Annotated in this window: 8 protein-coding genes; 7 read left to right on the top strand and 1 reads right to left on the bottom strand. The window is 42.9% G+C overall.

What is annotated here, in order from left to right:
* Window positions 1-48 precede the first annotated feature (48 nt).
* From CI960_RS22695 to CI960_RS22675, 5 genes are all read left to right on the top strand, one after another.
* Window positions 49-3,282: a TonB-dependent receptor gene (locus CI960_RS22695; protein WP_080598110.1), complete on the top strand. Its 3,234-nt coding sequence runs from the start codon at window positions 49-51 to the stop codon at window positions 3,280-3,282.
* 13 nt (window positions 3,283-3,295) lie between these two features.
* Window positions 3,296-4,909, top strand: a complete 1,614-nt coding sequence (locus CI960_RS22690) for a RagB/SusD family nutrient uptake outer membrane protein (RefSeq protein ID WP_005859828.1) — start codon at window positions 3,296-3,298, stop codon at window positions 4,907-4,909.
* A gap of 63 nt (window positions 4,910-4,972) precedes the next feature.
* Window positions 4,973-6,520 (top strand): glycosyl hydrolase family 65 protein, encoded by a 1,548-nt coding sequence (locus CI960_RS22685; protein ID WP_005859830.1) that lies wholly within the window; start codon window positions 4,973-4,975, stop codon window positions 6,518-6,520.
* 87 nt (window positions 6,521-6,607) lie between these two features.
* Entirely contained in the window at window positions 6,608-8,461 is a 1,854-nt protein-coding gene (locus tag CI960_RS22680) for a glycoside hydrolase family 127 protein (protein ID WP_005859832.1), read from the top strand.
* A 24-nt stretch (window positions 8,462-8,485) separates the two neighbouring features.
* The gene (locus tag CI960_RS22675) at window positions 8,486-10,537 is read left to right on the top strand and encodes a beta-L-arabinofuranosidase domain-containing protein (RefSeq protein ID WP_005859834.1); all 2,052 of its coding nucleotides are present in this window, start codon (window positions 8,486-8,488) and stop codon (window positions 10,535-10,537) included.
* Window positions 10,538-10,623: 86 nt separating this feature from the next.
* On the opposite strand, the gene CI960_RS22670 is transcribed toward CI960_RS22675, so the two are convergent.
* Entirely contained in the window at window positions 10,624-12,123 is a 1,500-nt protein-coding gene (locus CI960_RS22670; protein ID WP_009275279.1) for a potassium/proton antiporter, read from the bottom strand.
* A gap of 220 nt (window positions 12,124-12,343) precedes the next feature.
* On the opposite strand from CI960_RS22670, the gene CI960_RS22665 reads away from it, so the two are divergent.
* On the top strand, window positions 12,344-15,004 hold the full coding sequence (locus CI960_RS22665) for a transglutaminase domain-containing protein (protein ID WP_226766573.1): 2,661 nt from the start codon (window positions 12,344-12,346) through the stop codon (window positions 15,002-15,004).
* 322 nt (window positions 15,005-15,326) lie between these two features.
* A complete protein-coding gene (locus tag CI960_RS22660) occupies window positions 15,327-16,427 on the top strand; it encodes an efflux RND transporter periplasmic adaptor subunit (RefSeq protein WP_036629125.1) in 1,101 nt (366 codons plus the stop codon).
* Window positions 16,428-16,437: the final 10 nt, after the last annotated feature.

The raw sequence follows: 16,437 nt of genomic DNA, 5'->3' as shown, positions 1-16,437 counted from the left end.
GAATTATCCTTAAATTATTTAGTACTAACATTAAAACATCACAAATGTATGGAAAATAAAATATTTCGAGTCATGAAGTTAGCCTTAACAACACTATTTATTTTTACTACCGGATTATTAGCTTCTGTTCGCTCACAAAATATGCGTATAGACTTTATACTAAATAACGCTAAAACGTACAATATTCTGGAGGAGATTGAAAAACAGACAGACTATCTTTTCATTTACAACGTTGAAGAAGTGGATCTTGAACGAAGAATCTCAATTACAGCCTCCAACCAAACTGTAACGGAGATTTTGTCCAATATCTTCAAGAATACAGACACGATCTATAAGATAGAAGGGAAGAACATCTTTCTGATGAGAAAAGAGGTAAATAGAGATTCATCTCCCCAACAAAGTAAAAAAGGAATTACAGGAACTGTAATTGATAAAAATGGAGAACCTATCATAGGAGCCAACGTTCTCATAAAAGGGACCTCTATCGGAACCATTACAGACTTTAATGGAAAATATACACTGGAAGTTCCAGAAAACGCTATTATCCAAATTTCATACATCGGGTATTTGAGTCAAGATATCAATGTAAACGGCAAGAAAGAAATAACTGTTCGTTTAGCGGAAGATACACAAAGTTTAGATGAAGTAGTCGTTGTTGGCTATGGTACTCAAAAAAAAGGAGAAGTCGCAAGTGCAATCTCTTCTATCAAATCCGAAAATTTCATCAAAACACCGTCTACCGACCCAGCCCAACTTATTAAAGGACAAGTACCGGGTTTAAGCATCATCACACCAGACGCAAATCCAACATCTACATCCGAAATTTCTCTTAGGGGAATCACAACCCTAAAAGCCAGCGCAAGCCCACTCGTTTTGATTGATGGTATTCCAGGAGACTTAAATTCAGTTTCACCTGATGACATTCAACAAATAGACGTATTAAAAGACGGCTCTGCCGCAGCGATCTACGGAACACGTGGAACAAATGGCGTAATTCTGATCACGACTAAAAACACCTTAGGAGAAATGCCAACAGAGGTGGACGTGAACGCATATATATCCACACAACAAATAATAAAAAGACTGCCTTTTATGAATGCGGACAAATACCGTCAACGAGTTAAAGAAGGAGTAGCCGGGGCTCAAGACGATGGTGCTACAACCGACTGGCTAGACCAAGTAACCCGTACCCCATTTACTCAAATTTACAACATCAGCTTACGAGGTGGTAGTCGTACAACAAATTATGTAGCTAGTTTTGAATATAGGGGGTTAAATGGATTAATCAAGCGAACCAACAACCAGATGTATTATCCCCGTATTGAAATTACACATCGTATGTTCAACAATAAATTAAAATTAAACGCTAGTTTAAGCGGATATAAGCAAAGTTATTTCTCTGGCTCGGATGGAGGAAGTTATAACAGCGAGGTTTACAGGAATGCTCTGATATACAATCCAACAACACCTGTCTATAATGCAGAGGGAAAATATTCGGAAAGTACCAAAAACGAATATTACAATCCTGTCGCTATGCTAAATGAGGTTGAAGGAGAAAATCAAGCTACAAATTTGAGGATGTTTGGAAATATCACTTACACTCCAATAGAAGGCTTGGACATTAAATATCTCGTTTCTTCCAACACTTATAATCAAACACGAGGTTATTACGAGACGCAAAACCATAAATCTACATGGAGAGATGGGAAAAATGGTTACGCATCTCGCGGAACAACACGAAAAGCGCAAGATCTATCAGAGCTAACAGTTCAATGGAGGAAAACACTACTAGAAGACCATTCATTCACGCTATTGGCCGGTTATAGTTGGCAAAAGGATACATATCAAAATTATTATATGCAAAACTATGATTTTCCATCTGACGATTACACATACAATAATATGGAAACCGGACAAGCCTTAAAAGATGGCAAAGCCACGGAATTCTCAGAAGCAAACGAAAGTAGGCTGATTGGTTATTTCGGCCGTTTAAACTACAGTTACAAGGGTAAATACATGCTAGCTGCCAGTATTCGTCACGAAGGATCCACCAAATTTGGCGCAGATCATAAATGGGGAAATTTCCCCTCCGTATCCGGTGCATGGAATATTAAAGGCGAGAATTTCCTAAAAGATATAGAAGAACTATCCACCTTAAAATTACGTGCAGGTTTCGGTATAACCGGTACAGTTCCCGATGATCCCTATATGTCCTTAAACACATTGGATTTCGGCACATATGTATATTACAATGGGTTATATATAAAAACCATCCGCCCAGATTCTAACGCTAATCCAGATTTAAGATGGGAGAAAAAGAAAGAGGTTAACATTGGTATAGATTTCGGATTTCTGGATGATCGTATCAGCGGTAATATTGACTATTATAATCGTAAAACAGAGGATCTGCTATGGGATTATACCGTACCATCTCCACCTTATCTCTATTCTAGTATGGTGGCGAACGCAGGTTCTATGAGAAATTCAGGTATCGAGGTTGGTATAACCGCAATACCCATACAAACCAAAGATTTTCAATGGACAACCTCGACCAACTACTCAACAAATAAAAACAAGCTATTATCACTATCTAATGATCAGTTTATATCTAGTGGTTACTCAGATAAAGGTTCCACCGGAGAACCATTACAAACCACTACACATCGCATTCAAGAAGGTGAACCAATAGGTAATTTTTGGGGATACAAAACAATTGATATTGACGATAATGGACATTGGATCATAGAGGGAGCAGATGGTAACCCTAAACCAATCTCCGAGCAACAACCAACAGATAAACAGGTCATCGGAAACGGCTTACCTAAGCACTACCTTAATTGGAACAATTCTATCAGTTGGAAAGGTTTCGATTTTTCAGTAACTATGCGTGGAGCTTTCGGATTTGATATCTTGAATATGCCACGCTTACAATATGGGGCTCCTGTCATGCTAGCAAGAGGTAATGTACTAAACGAGGCATTCGACACAAAATTTGGCAACTCTCCTTTGGCGATAGATCAGGAACTTCAATATGTAAGCTACTACATCGAAAAAGGCAACTACTGGAAAATAGATAATATAACCCTCGGTTATACATTCAATTTCAATACATGGATTAAACGGTTAAGGATATATGGGACAGTCTCTAACTTAGCCACCATCACTGGATATTCAGGAATCGATCCTGAGGTCAGTTTAAGTGGTTTGACTCCTGGCGTAGATAACAAAAACCGTTACCCGTCTACCCGAACTTACACATTTGGTGTTTCTATTAAATTTTAAATCGCAATAAATCATGAATACTTATATAAAAATTCTATTAGGCACTTGCTGCTCTTTTAGCATACTTTCTTGCAGCAACAATCTGGATGAGACCGTATATTCGAAAGTAACAGAACAAACATACAATTATACAGTAGATGATTTCACTCCTTCTATAGCGAGTGTATATAGTTATTTACGTAGCCAATCAGATCATTGGGGATACTTTTGCGCACAAGAAGTAAGCGCAGACGCAATCGTTATGCCACCTAATGCCTCTGGTTGGGATGATGGTGGCGCATACCGCCGTATGCATTATCAAACCTGGAATTCAGAGCAAGACCATGTGAAAAATATATGGTCATGGTTCTATCAAGGGGCTTTACTATGTAACAAAATTATCGAACAAATTGAAACAGGGGTAATACCCACACCCTCCGACACAGAAAAAACACAAGGATTAGCAGAGCTTCGGGCTATGCGAGCTTACTACTATTGGCAAATATGTGACAATTTCGGGGACGCTCCTCTTGTAACAACAACTGCGATGGATTTACCTGCCAAAAATACACGCAGAGAAATTTTCGACTTTGTAGAAAACGAACTTATAGAGGTAATACCTAATTTAAGCGAAGAAGTAGGAGGCAATTATTACGGGCGAATGACGAAATGGGCAGCCAAAGCTCTATTAGCCAACTTATATCTAAACGCACAAGTTTACATAAACGAAGCACGCTGGAATGACTGTATAACCCAATGTGATGATATTATAAACAGCGGGAAATTCACTTTAGCTGAAAATTACAAAGATCTTTTTAGGGCCCTGGGTGTCGAAAGCTGTAAAGAAATCATTTTTACAATCCCTTACGACGAGAATTTCGCTACGGGAAACAGTATATTTATGTTTTCTTGGCACGGTGAACTAAAAAAGAAATACAATACGATTGATACACCTTGGGGATGTGGATCTGCCATGGGAGTTACTCAATTCATAGACACTTACAATGAAAAAGATTCACGTTTAGCCGATACTTGGCTTATGGGGCAACAATTGGCCGCTGATGGTACTCCTTTATACGGAACTTATGATAAAATGGGAGAACCCCTGATCTACACGAAGGATATTCCTAGCGGAAATTATACCAGTGAGTTGGAAGGCTACAGAATGAATAAATTTGAGGTCGCTGAAAATTCATATTCCAGTTCAAACACAGACATTCCTGTATTCAGATATGCGGAAATTATGATGATGAAAGCCGAATGCTTGTTACGTACAGGAAAATCCGGGGCTGGTACTTTGGTTACTCAAGTGCGCCAAAGGGCGTTTAAAGATAATCCTGAATTAGCGACAGTAACAGACTCCCAATTAGCGGGAAATACTTGCTATCAATATGGTTATGTGGAAGATTATAAAATCGTAGATAGAGGAAACACTGATCCAATCCAATTCGGAAGGATGTATGATGAGCTGGGTTGGGAATTTGCTTGGGAAATGCATCGCCGCAGAGATGCCATTCGTTTTGGTATATATACGACAAAGAGCTGGTTATCTCACAAGCCTGAGGGGGATTATCGTTCAGTATTCCCTATTCCGGAAACAGTATTGACCTCAAATCCAAACCTAGAGCAGAATCCTAATTATTTATAAACAAACATAATGTCCAACCTAGGTGCCCTTCTTTTAGAAGGACACCTACAATAAAACCATTATATGAGCAGGAGTCATACACACATTTTCTATTTACTTATTGGACTTTGTTTTTCTGTAAATATTCAAGGGCAGATTTTAGATCGTCATTTATCTGATTTATATGCGGATAAATTCAACCAGCAAGATAAGGAAATATACATACAGTCCATATCGAACAAACAAGCTAAAGATTTTCTCGCCGAAAACATTCCTTTTTTCGAATGTCCCGATAAAGATATCGAAGAGATTTATTATTTCCGATGGTGGACTTATAGAAAACATATAAAAGAAACACCAGAGGGATTTATAATAACAGAATTTCTGCCTGATGTCTCTTGGGCTGGGAAATATAACGGAATTTGTTGTCCAGCTTGGTTTCATTTCAGGGAAGGGAGATGGCTACATGAACAGCGTTACTTGAATGATTACGCCTATTACTGGTTAAGGGGTGGAGGTGATGTTCGATCCTATAGTTTTCCTATAGCGAATGCAATCTACCAATATTTTTTAGTCACAGGGAACGACTCTATATTAAAAGAGTCATATCCTGAACTGGTCTCTAACTTCAACGGATGGGAAAAAGAGAAATTTAATTCCGAAACCGGCCTTTTCTGGCAAACAGACAACCGTGACGGCATGGAAATTTCTATCGGAGGAAATGGCTATAGGGCTACCATTAACTCATATATGGCAGCAGAAGCAAATACTCTTTCTTGGGTCGCTCAGAAAAAGAATGATCCTCAAGGTTCCTATTTTCACGAGAAAGCAGAGGCTATCCGTAACAAAATGTTTGATTTACTATGGGACGAACAGGCTTCTTTTATAAAAGTACTGCCTATGGATAGCAAAGCAATATTACGCGATGTCAGGGAATTGCATGGTTACACGCCTTGGAGTTTTGATCTAGCAAATCATTCTTATGCTATCGCATGGAAATTTCTAATGGACAAAAACCATTTTTTTGCTCCATATGGTCCTACAACCGCAGAACAATGTCATCCCAAATTCAAAGTTGTCTATGAAGGGCACGAATGCCAATGGAATGGTCCGTCTTGGCCTTTCGCCACAGCCATGACATTGACAGGGTTAGCGAATTTACTGAACGATCAAGAACAAAACTATATATCCAAAGACGATTTTTGGACATTACTGAAAATATATACAAAAAGCCAACATCTCACACTCGATAATGGTAATGTCATTCCTTGGATCGACGAGAACCTAAATCCTTTTACGGGAGATTGGATATCCAGAACCATGTTGAAAAATCACCAACCTAAAGAGAGAGGCAGAAACTACAACCACTCCTCTTTTTGTGATTTAGTCATAAGTGGGCTGGTAGGAATTCGTCCGCAAAGCGAAGACGTTCTTATCGTCAATCCTTTGATACCAGAAGATAAATGGGACTATTTTTGCCTAGATCATATAATGTATCATCATAAAAAAATATGTATTCTATATGATAAAACAGGAAAAAAATATAGTAACGGGAAAGGATTCTTTATCTTCGTCGACGGAAAAAGAGTAGCATCAGCAGATGCTTTGACAAAAATGGTTTGTAAACTTTAAACTTTTTATTATAAATCAGACCTACTAACATCAATAGGTCTGATTTATAAAAGCATTGATTAGATTATAACTTTAAATCTCAAAAAAATGAAACAGTTCGTATTATTATCTTTGACATGTCTAACATTATGGGGATGTAAACAAGCTCCCCATAAAGAAGCTCCTTTCAAAATGATTGACCAAGTGGACTTCTCACAAGTTCATATACAAGATAATTTCTGGTCTCCCAGGTTAAAGAAACATATATCGACCACTTTGCCTGTTTGTATTGATCAGATCGAGAACCAGACAGGGCGCATCCGCAATTTTGAGAATGCGGCAAAAAGGGAAGGGGAACATTCCGGTATTTTCTTTGATGATTCTGATGTATACAAAGCGTTGGAAGGCATGGCATACAGTTTGATCAACAATCCAAATCCAGAGTTGGAGAAAAAAGCGGATGAATGGATCGATAAATTCGCCGCCGCCCAACTACCGGATGGATATATTAATACGTATTACACATTGACCGCCCCGGAAAAACGATGGACTAATATGGACAAGCATGAAATGTATTGTGCCGGACACATGATAGAGGCAGGAGTGGCCTATTATAAAGCTACCGGAAAACGAAAACTACTAGATGTTTGTATACGAATGACCGATCACATGATGAGTATCTTTGGACCGGGAAAACGAGATTGGGTTCCCGGACATGAGGAAATTGAGTTAGCCCTTGTCAAACTATATCAAACCACAGGAGAGCAAAAATACCTAGATTTCGCTGATTGGTTGATCGAGGAACGAGGACACGGGCATGGCTCGAAAGGTGGGGAAGGTGAATGGGATCCATTCTACTACCAAGATGACAAACCTGTACGTGAGATGAGTGATATCGCTGGTCATGCCGTTCGTTGCATGTACTTGTATTGTGGTATGGCGGATGTGGCAGCGTTAAAGCAAGATTCTGGATATATCGAATCTTTGAATCGGTTATGGGATGATGTCGTACTCCGAAATATGTACATTACCGGGGGGATCGGCTCCTCACGCCATAACGAAGGTTTCACAGAAGACTATGACCTGCCAAACCTAGATGCTTATTGTGAGACCTGCGCTTCGGTTGGAATGGTATTGTGGAATCAACGAATGAATCAATTTACTGGTGACTCCAAGTATATTGATGTCCTCGAACGATCCATGTACAATGGAGCTTTAGCCGGTATATCGCTGGAAGGGGATCGTTTTTTCTATGTTAATCCTTTGGAATCTAAAGGAGACCATCACCGTCAAGCATGGTATGGTTGCGCTTGTTGCCCAAGCCAAATATCTCGCTTCCTTCCATCTATCGGTAATTATATTTACGGAACCTCCAATGAGGCGATCTGGGTAAATCTGTACATAGGTAATTCTACTGAGATAAACACAGACAACACAAATGTCACGTTGAGACAAGAGACCAATTATCCTTGGGATGGAACTGTAAAACTAACTGTAACTCCTTCTAATCCGTTGAAAAAAGAGATACGTTTACGTATCCCTAGTTGGTGTGAACAATATACCTTATCGGTAAACGGGCAACTAGTAAAAGCTCCAACAGAGAAAGGATACGCCGTATTAAATAAAGAGTGGAAACAAGGAGACGTAATCTCCTTATCAATGGAGATGCCAGTCAAATTGATGACCGCAGACCCTAGAGTTAAGCAAAACATCGGTAAGCGTGCCATACAAAGAGGGCCTCTCGTATATTGCATGGAAGAGGTAGATAACCCTCAAGATTTTGATAACCTAAAAATCGCGGCGAACACCTCTTTTAATGCCCAGTTTAATCCGAAATTATTAAATGGGATTACAACCATAAAGGCCACTACGAATGAGTTGGCAATCACTTTGATCCCTTATTATACATGGGATAACCGGAAAGCGGGGAAAATGAAAGTATGGATTGATTATAACGAATGATATAAACTACTAATTTACTAACTTATGAAACTTCTTCCTAAAATATTAGCATTATCGCTCGCTATGGTCGTTACCACTTCCGTAGCGGCCAATCAGCTTGCTAATGAAAAAACAGCTATCTCTGTTAATTACAAAAACAACCGTTATCCGTTGCTACAGAAACCTTACATAGAATTACCGATCGGTTCTATCCGGCCTACCGGCTGGATGCAGGAGCAATTAGTACGGATGAAGAACGGCATGACTGGAAACTTGGATCAAGTATACGAGAAAGTCATGGGCCCTCGTAATGGTTGGCTAGGTGGTGATGGTGACGTATGGGAACGTGGCCCTTATTGGATAGACGGTCTTCTTCCACTAGCCTATATACTCAATGATCAAGCGCTTATCGATAAGGTAAAGCCATGGGTCGAATGGACCTTGGCTTCCCAAAAGCCCAACGGCTATTTCGGACCGGATACAGACCGGAGTTACGAACCGGGATTACAACGGGACAATTCCCGGGATTGGTGGCCTAAGATGGTGATGATGAAAGTAATGCAACAATATTACTCAGCCACAGGCGATACACGGGTCATTGATTTCTTTACTCGATATTTTAAATACCAATTAGCCGAGTTGCCTCAAAACCCACTAGGTAAATGGACCTTTTGGGGAGAGCAAAGAGGGGGTGATAATTTAATGGTCGTCTATTGGCTATATAATATCACAGGCGACAAGTTCTTATTGGATTTAGGAGAGTTGATTCACAAACAGACGTTTAACTGGACGGATATCTTCTTAAATCAAGATCATCTATCCCGCCAACTCAGTTTGCACTGTGTCAATCTGGCGCAAGGCTTCAAGGAACCGGTTGTTTATTATCAACAGAATCAAGATCCGAAACAGATATGCGCCGTTAAGAAAGCGGTAAAGGATATACATAATACGATCGGTCTCCCGACCGGGCTTTGGGGTGGCGACGAACTACTTCGTTTCGGTGAGCCGACTACCGGTTCCGAATTATGTACCGCCGTGGAGATGATGTTCTCATTGGAAGAGATGCTGGAAATTACAGGGGATGTTCAATGGGCCGATTATCTGGAGCGAGTGGCCTACAACGCATTGCCGACTCAAGTGACAGATGATTACTCTGCCCGTCAATATTATCAGCAAACCAACCAAGTAGCCGTTACTCGTGAGTGGCGTAATTTCTCCACGCCACACGATGATACGGATATCTTATTCGGAGAACTTACGGGTTATCCTTGTTGTACCTCAAACTTACATCAAGGCTGGCCTAAATTAGTTCAAAACCTTTGGTACGCTACGGCGGATAATGGTATAGCCGCTCTTGTATACGCACCTTCGAGTGTCAAAGCTAAGGTAGCCAACGGAGTGACCGTGCAAATCGAGGAAGAGACCGCTTATCCGTTTGACGAGACTCTGCATTTTAAATTCGCTTTCGAGGATAAAAAAATAAAGAGAGCCTTCTTCCCTTTCCATATTCGCATCCCAGCATGGTGTAATCAGCCGGTGATCAAACTGAACGGAGAGAATGTCGTCGTGGATGCATATCCCGGGGAGATCGCCCGTATCAACCGGGAATGGAAACAAGGTGATGTCCTAACCGTTGAACTCCCAATGCAAGTAGCGGCCAGCCGTTGGTACGGAGGCAGTGCGGTAATCGAACGGGGGCCATTGGTTTATGCCTTGAAGATGAACGAGAAATGGGAGAAGAAGACATTTGAAGGAGAGAAGGCGGCTCAATACGGTAACTGGTATTATCAAGTGACTTCAGATTCTCCTTGGAACTATGCGCTTACACATAAATCCTTGGAACCAGACCAAATCAACGACAACTTTGTCGTAGAGAAAACGAAAGTGACTACCGACTATCCTTGGAACATAGAGAATGCCCCGATTACAATCAAGGCGAAAGGCAAACGTCTTAATGGGTGGTCTTTATATAGAGGTTCCTCTGGTTCTATCTCGTATTTTACCCAGCAAGGCAATGATATGGGCGACGAAGAAAGCATCGAGTTAATCCCTTATGGCTGTACCACTTTACGTATAACTGAATTTCCGGTACGGTAAAAATAATGTACCAATATGCCAATGCTTATTCTACACAAATAGATCTGCATTGGCATATTGGCACATTCCCCCATTGGCACATTATTTCAATTCTTCTTCATCGTATAATCCTTCACCCCCAAGGAATCATACGCCTGCAAAAGCGCCTCGTCATTATCGGAGATCATTAACAACTTGTCGTTCTCCTTTAATTCCGTATTTCCTTTCGGGATGAAATAGCGGCCTTCCCGTTTCACCATTACCGCCAAGGTATGATCGGGTAAAGTCAGCTGCATCAATTTATTTCCATGGGATAATACCGCCGGGGTAATATCGATCTCGCTCATAGCGCTCTTGATCTCCTCGGGAAGCTCGATGCCAAACTCATCCTTTCGTTCCGGCTCATCCACCATATCCAGCCATTTAGCGGCTTGGGTAACCGTGGTTCCTTGAATCAGCAAAGAAAGAATCGTGATAAAAAATACGATATTAAAGAACATACCGGCATGCTCGATCCCGGCGATCATCGGGTAAGTAGCGAAAATAATAGGAACCGCCCCGCGTAATCCCACCCATGAGATATACAGTTTACCTTTGAAGGAGAAATTCTTATAAGGTATCAAGCAAAGGAACACGCTAATCGGACGGGCGATCAAGATCATAAAGACTCCCACCATAACACCTACACCCGTCACCGGTAATAACTCATGCGGGTTCACTAGCAAGCCTAACGTAAGGAACATCACGATCTGCCACAACCAAGCGAAACCGTCAAAGAACGTCCCCATACTTTTCTTGTGAACAATCTTAGCGTTACCAACCACCAAACCAGCGATATAAACCGCTAAATAGCCATTACCCTTACATAAGGTCGTAGCGGCGAAGGTGAAGAAAGCCGTAGCCAATAAAAGGATCGGATACAAAGACTCGTTATCTATATCGATCTTATTGATAATCAACACAGCCAGTCTCCCCAATAAGAAACCGGCGATAGCTCCCACCGATAATTGAATGACCAAGGATAGCCCGGCCTCCCAAATATTCATACCTCCGCTTTGTATGTAAGCGATCAGAAGCAAGGTAAGCATATAAGCCATCGGGTCATTACTACCACTCTCCAGCTCCAAGGTAGGACGCAGACGCTCTTTCAAATAAACCCCTTTACTGCGCAAGATGGAGAAAACCGAGGCTGAGTCCGTAGAGGACATGACCGCCGCCAGCAATAAAGATTCCGGGAAAGTCAACGTAACATATTTGCCAAATAAACCAAATAACCAATAGATAAACCCGCCCGTGATAAAGGTCGTAGCCAACACCCCGAGCGTAGCCAATACCACACCTTGCGAGGCGATAGGTTTGACCTCCGCAACTTTCGTGTCCATACCACCCGAGAACAAGATGATACTCAACGCCAACATGCCGATAAACTGGGCTACATTCGGATCGCTGAACTGGATGCCCAGACCATCGCTGCCAAACAACATTCCCACACCAAGGAACAACAACAAAGCGGGTAAGCCGAAACGATAACCGGCCTTACCTGCGAATATACTAAAAAACAGGATCACCGAGGCTATTAATAGCACTTGCTCAGGATTTTGAAACATACGCAAAACGGGTTTTATGATTAGTGATTTGATACTTTGTCACAAAGTTCGTAAACTTTTTGCAATTATAATCACACAAAAAGAAGAAATCCGGTCCCAAATTTACAGGAAGACCAGATTTATTCTTTCTATAGAAAAACAAATCTTTCTTACAAATTGTTCGAGAATTTTTCTATCTCGCATAGAATCATTACTTTTGGCAAACATACATATCCGCTTTATGAACAAAAAACATCTATTTGCGCTGTTGTTCACATTACTCGTATGGACGAGCTGTAACAACCAACAACATTTTATTACCGACGCCGCTTACCGAGCTGAGGTTGAGAACGATTTCCAAGCGAAACAGGCCGCTCTGCCTAACGGAAACCTTTTCGCAGTATTTAACGATCAAATGACTCCCGAAGAGAGGGAGGCGTTAACCTTCATGTACGCCTATATGCCGATTGGAGACATCACGGACTATAGTGGCGATTTCTATTTGAAAAACATCCGTTCCTCTTTCCAAGCACGGAATGAGATGCCTTGGGGCGATAGCATCCCAGAGGATATCTTCCGCCATTTCGTATTGCCGGTACGAATCAACAATGAGAATCTGGATGAAAGCCGCATGGTTTTCTTTGATGAGTTGAAAGACCGGGTGAAGGGTCTCTCGTTGTACGACGCCGTACTGGAAGTGAATCACTGGTGTCATGAGAAGGTTATCTATACTCCTTCCGATGGGCGCACAAGTTCCCCTTTGGCATCCGTGAAGACCGCCTACGGTCGTTGCGGCGAGGAGTCTACCTTCACGGTAGCCGCTTTACGTTCCGTGGGTATCCCCGCACGTCAGGTATATACACCTCGCTGGGCGCATACGGATGATAACCACGCATGGGTAGAAGCTTGGGTGAATGGTAAATGGTATTTCTTCGGCGCTTGCGAGCCCGAACCGGTATTGAATCTGGGTTGGTTCAACGGCCCTGCTTACCGGGGTATGTTGATGCATACGAAAGTATTCGGTAAATACAATGGCCCGGAGGATGTCATGGAACGTACCGATGGGTATACCGAGATCAACGTGATCGATAATTACGCACCTTCGGCTAAAGCTGTTATCACGGTTACGGATGCCAATGGCAAGCCGGTAAAGGACGCTTTGGTAGAATTCAAGATTTATAACTATGCCGAGTTTAACAGTGTAGCCCGCAAGAAGACGGACGCAGATGGCAAATGCTCATTATCCGCCGGAAAAGGGGATATGCTGGTATGGGCCAGCAAAGATGGCAAGTTCGGCTACAGCAAGGTCTCTTTCGGCAAGGACGGAGAGGTTACGATCGCCTTGAATAAGAAACCGGGAGATGTGGAGACGATCGCCCTAGATATCGTACCACCGGTAGACGGCTCTATCCCCGCAGAAGTTACACCGGAGCAAAAGGAGGCGAACGCCAAACGTTTATTGGAAGAAGACGCTATCCGTAATAAATATGTAGCTACTTTCTATACGGAAGAGAAAGCAGAGGCTTTAGCGAAAGAATTGGGTATCGACCCGATGAAGACGGAGGATTTCATGATCGGTAGCCGTGGTAACTGGATGGAGATCGAGAAGTTCTTACGGGAGACTCCCGCCGAGAAGCGTGCGCAAGCGATGGCTTTATTGGATGTCGTATCCGCTAAGGATCTACGTGATACACCTGCGTCTGTCTTCGCGGACCATTTAAACAATACGCCGGCCGTTCAAAGCGAATGGTTCAATGAATATATCATGAATCCTCGTGTGGCCAATGAGTTCCTGACTCCTTATAAGAGTTTCTTCGCTGCAAACATTGAGCCTTCCCTTGCGAAACAAGCCGTAGAGAATCCACAGGCATTGGTGGATTGGGTGAAGAATAACGTCTCCATTAACGACGCGCTAAACGCACAACGTATTCCGATCATGCCGATGGGTGTATGGAAATCCCGCATCGCTGATAAGGGCTCCCGTAATATCTTCTTCGTGGCCGTGGCTCGTAGCTTAGGTATTCCGGCACGTATCGAGCCGGTAGCCCGCAAGATCCAGTACTTCAAGGACAACGCTTGGGTAGACGTCGATTTCGAGGCTGCCGTACAGACGACCGCTAAACAAGGCAAGGTAATCGCTTCTTACCAACCAATCAAGGCGCTGCAAGACCCGAAATATTACAGTCACTTCACGATCGCCAAGGTTTTGCCGAACGGTACTTTACAGACCTTGAATTTCGAGAGAGGCGGTAATGTGGATATGGGCTTGGGAGATACTTGGAGCGGATTACTGAAGAAACCGTTATCCATGGATGAAGGTAATTATATGTTAGTGACCGGTACTCGTATGGCAAACGGTAGCGTATTGGCCGAGATCGAGTTTTTCAATGTGGAGGCAGACAAGACCACCCCGATCCAATTGGAGATGCGCGAAAGCAAGGACGAGATACAGGTGATCGGTAATTTCAACTCCGAGAATAAATTCAAACGTGCGGACAACGGCGAGGAAACTAGCTTGCTAGCTACTACCGGACGTGGCTACTATATCGTAGCGCTTCTAGGCTCCCGCCAAGAACCGACAAACCATGCGATGCGTGATATCGCCGCCGTGAAGAAGGAACTGGAGGATTGGGGACGAGGCATCGTGCTTCTCTTCCCGGACGAGAAAGGCTATAAGAACTTCGATCCGAAAGAGTTCGGCGATTTACCGGGCACGATCACATACGGTCTGGATATCGACGGGGCGATCCAAAAGGAGATGGCTACAGCGATGAAATTGCAAAACGCCAATACCTTGCCGATCTTCTTGATCGCCGATACGTTCAATCGTGTCGTATTTGTCTCTCAAGGCTATACAATTGGCTTGGGCGAGCAGTTAATGAAAGTCATACATAAGCTATAACAGATCGTTTCACAAGTGTGATCTGATCTTTTCACCCATGTGAAACGATCGGATCACGGCTGTGAAACGTTCTTTTCACATAGGTGAAAAGATCTATACGACAGGAGACACTCATTTCTTCTACCACAAACCGATCAGACTTCCTCCCTAGATTCGTTTTAATTCCCTTATTTTTCCCGTTCTTCCCAATCGGGGATTCATCTCTCAAAAAAATAATATCTTTGATTAAACCTTTTTACGAAAGGAGAGTCTAAACTTGCGTTTAGTTATATATTTTGGAGTAACGAGTGTAAATTATCAGTAAATACCATACGAGAACATGATGACAAAGAGAGCGAAATGGGGAGTTACGGCGGCTATCTTATTAATGATAGCGGGAATGATCGCTTACCCTCAATTGAAAAACAAGTTCAAGGCATCCCAAGATGCCGCTTCCGTCGTACCCACATCGGGCACGAGCCTGCGAAACCAGACACTTAACATCAACGCCGAGGTATTGAAATACCAATCATTAACCGATAAGATCATGAGTACCGGAAGTACCCTTCCGGACGAAGAGGTGGATTTGGCTTTCGAGTCTTCCGGTAAGGTGGTAGCCATCTATTTCACGGAAGGTAGCCACGTAAAGGCGGGCGATCTGTTGGCTAAAATCAATGACAAGCCGCTGCAAGCCCAGCTAAAGAAGCTGGAAGCCCAAGTTCCTTTAGCCAAGGATCGTGTCTATCGCCAACGCACCTTGCTGGAGAAAGACGCCGTCAGCCAAGAAGCCTACGAGCAAGTAGCCACCGAATATGAGAAGCTAATGGCGGATATCGAGCTAGTCAAAGCGAATATCGCCCAGACAGAGCTTCGGGCTCCTTTCGACGGGATCATCGGACTTCGCTCCGTGAGTGAGGGCGCGTACGTTACTTCCTCCTCTTCCGTAATCGCGAAGTTGACCAAGATATCCCCGTTGAAAATCGAGTTCTCCATTCCCGAGAGCTACGCGGCCGAGGTACAAGACGGAACCCCGATCCTGTTCCGCATGGAGAAAAACGGTATGATGCAGAACTATAAGGCGACCGTTTACGCCGTGGAAAGCAAGGTCGACATGGCGACCCGTACCTTGAAAGTACGTGCCACTTACCCGAATCCGGGCGAGAATATCTTACCCGGCCGTTATACCTCCGTCGAGATCAGCAAGCGGGAGATCAAGGACGCTTTAGCCATCCCCAGCGAGGCCGTTATCCCCGAGATGGGAAAAGACATCGTTTACTTATATAAGAACGGCGTGGCCGAGCCTCAAGAGATCACGATCGGTATACGAACCGAGAGCCGTGTACAGGTATTGCAAGGGTTGAATGTGGGCGATACGCTGATCACGTCCGGCGTGATGCAGTTACGTACCGGCATGAAAGTTCCTATTGATAACTTGACTGAATAAGGAGAAGAAC

The sequence above is a fragment of the Parabacteroides sp. CT06 genome (assembly GCF_002257605.1).
Taxonomy (GTDB): Bacteria; Bacteroidota; Bacteroidia; order Bacteroidales; family Tannerellaceae; genus Parabacteroides; species Parabacteroides distasonis.
The sequence above is the reverse complement of the archived record's forward strand: the minus strand, read 5'-3'. Positions and strand labels throughout refer to the sequence as shown.

Bases quoted from the DNA above. Each gene is read 5' to 3' on its own strand.
- CI960_RS22695 (WP_080598110.1), top strand. From the start codon at position 49: ATGGAAAATAAAATATTTCGAGTCATGAAGTTAGCCTTAACAACACTA.
- CI960_RS22690 (WP_005859828.1), top strand. From the start codon at position 3,296: ATGAATACTTATATAAAAATTCTATTAGGCACTTGCTGCTCTTTTAGC.
- CI960_RS22685 (WP_005859830.1), top strand. From the start codon at position 4,973: ATGAGCAGGAGTCATACACACATTTTCTATTTACTTATTGGACTTTGT.
- CI960_RS22680 (WP_005859832.1), top strand. From the start codon at position 6,608: ATGAAACAGTTCGTATTATTATCTTTGACATGTCTAACATTATGGGGA.
- CI960_RS22675 (WP_005859834.1), top strand. From the start codon at position 8,486: ATGAAACTTCTTCCTAAAATATTAGCATTATCGCTCGCTATGGTCGTT.
- CI960_RS22670 (WP_009275279.1), bottom strand. From the start codon at position 12,123: ATGTTTCAAAATCCTGAGCAAGTGCTATTAATAGCCTCGGTGATCCTG.
- CI960_RS22665 (WP_226766573.1), top strand. From the start codon at position 12,344: ATGAACAAAAAACATCTATTTGCGCTGTTGTTCACATTACTCGTATGG.
- CI960_RS22660 (WP_036629125.1), top strand. From the start codon at position 15,327: ATGACAAAGAGAGCGAAATGGGGAGTTACGGCGGCTATCTTATTAATG.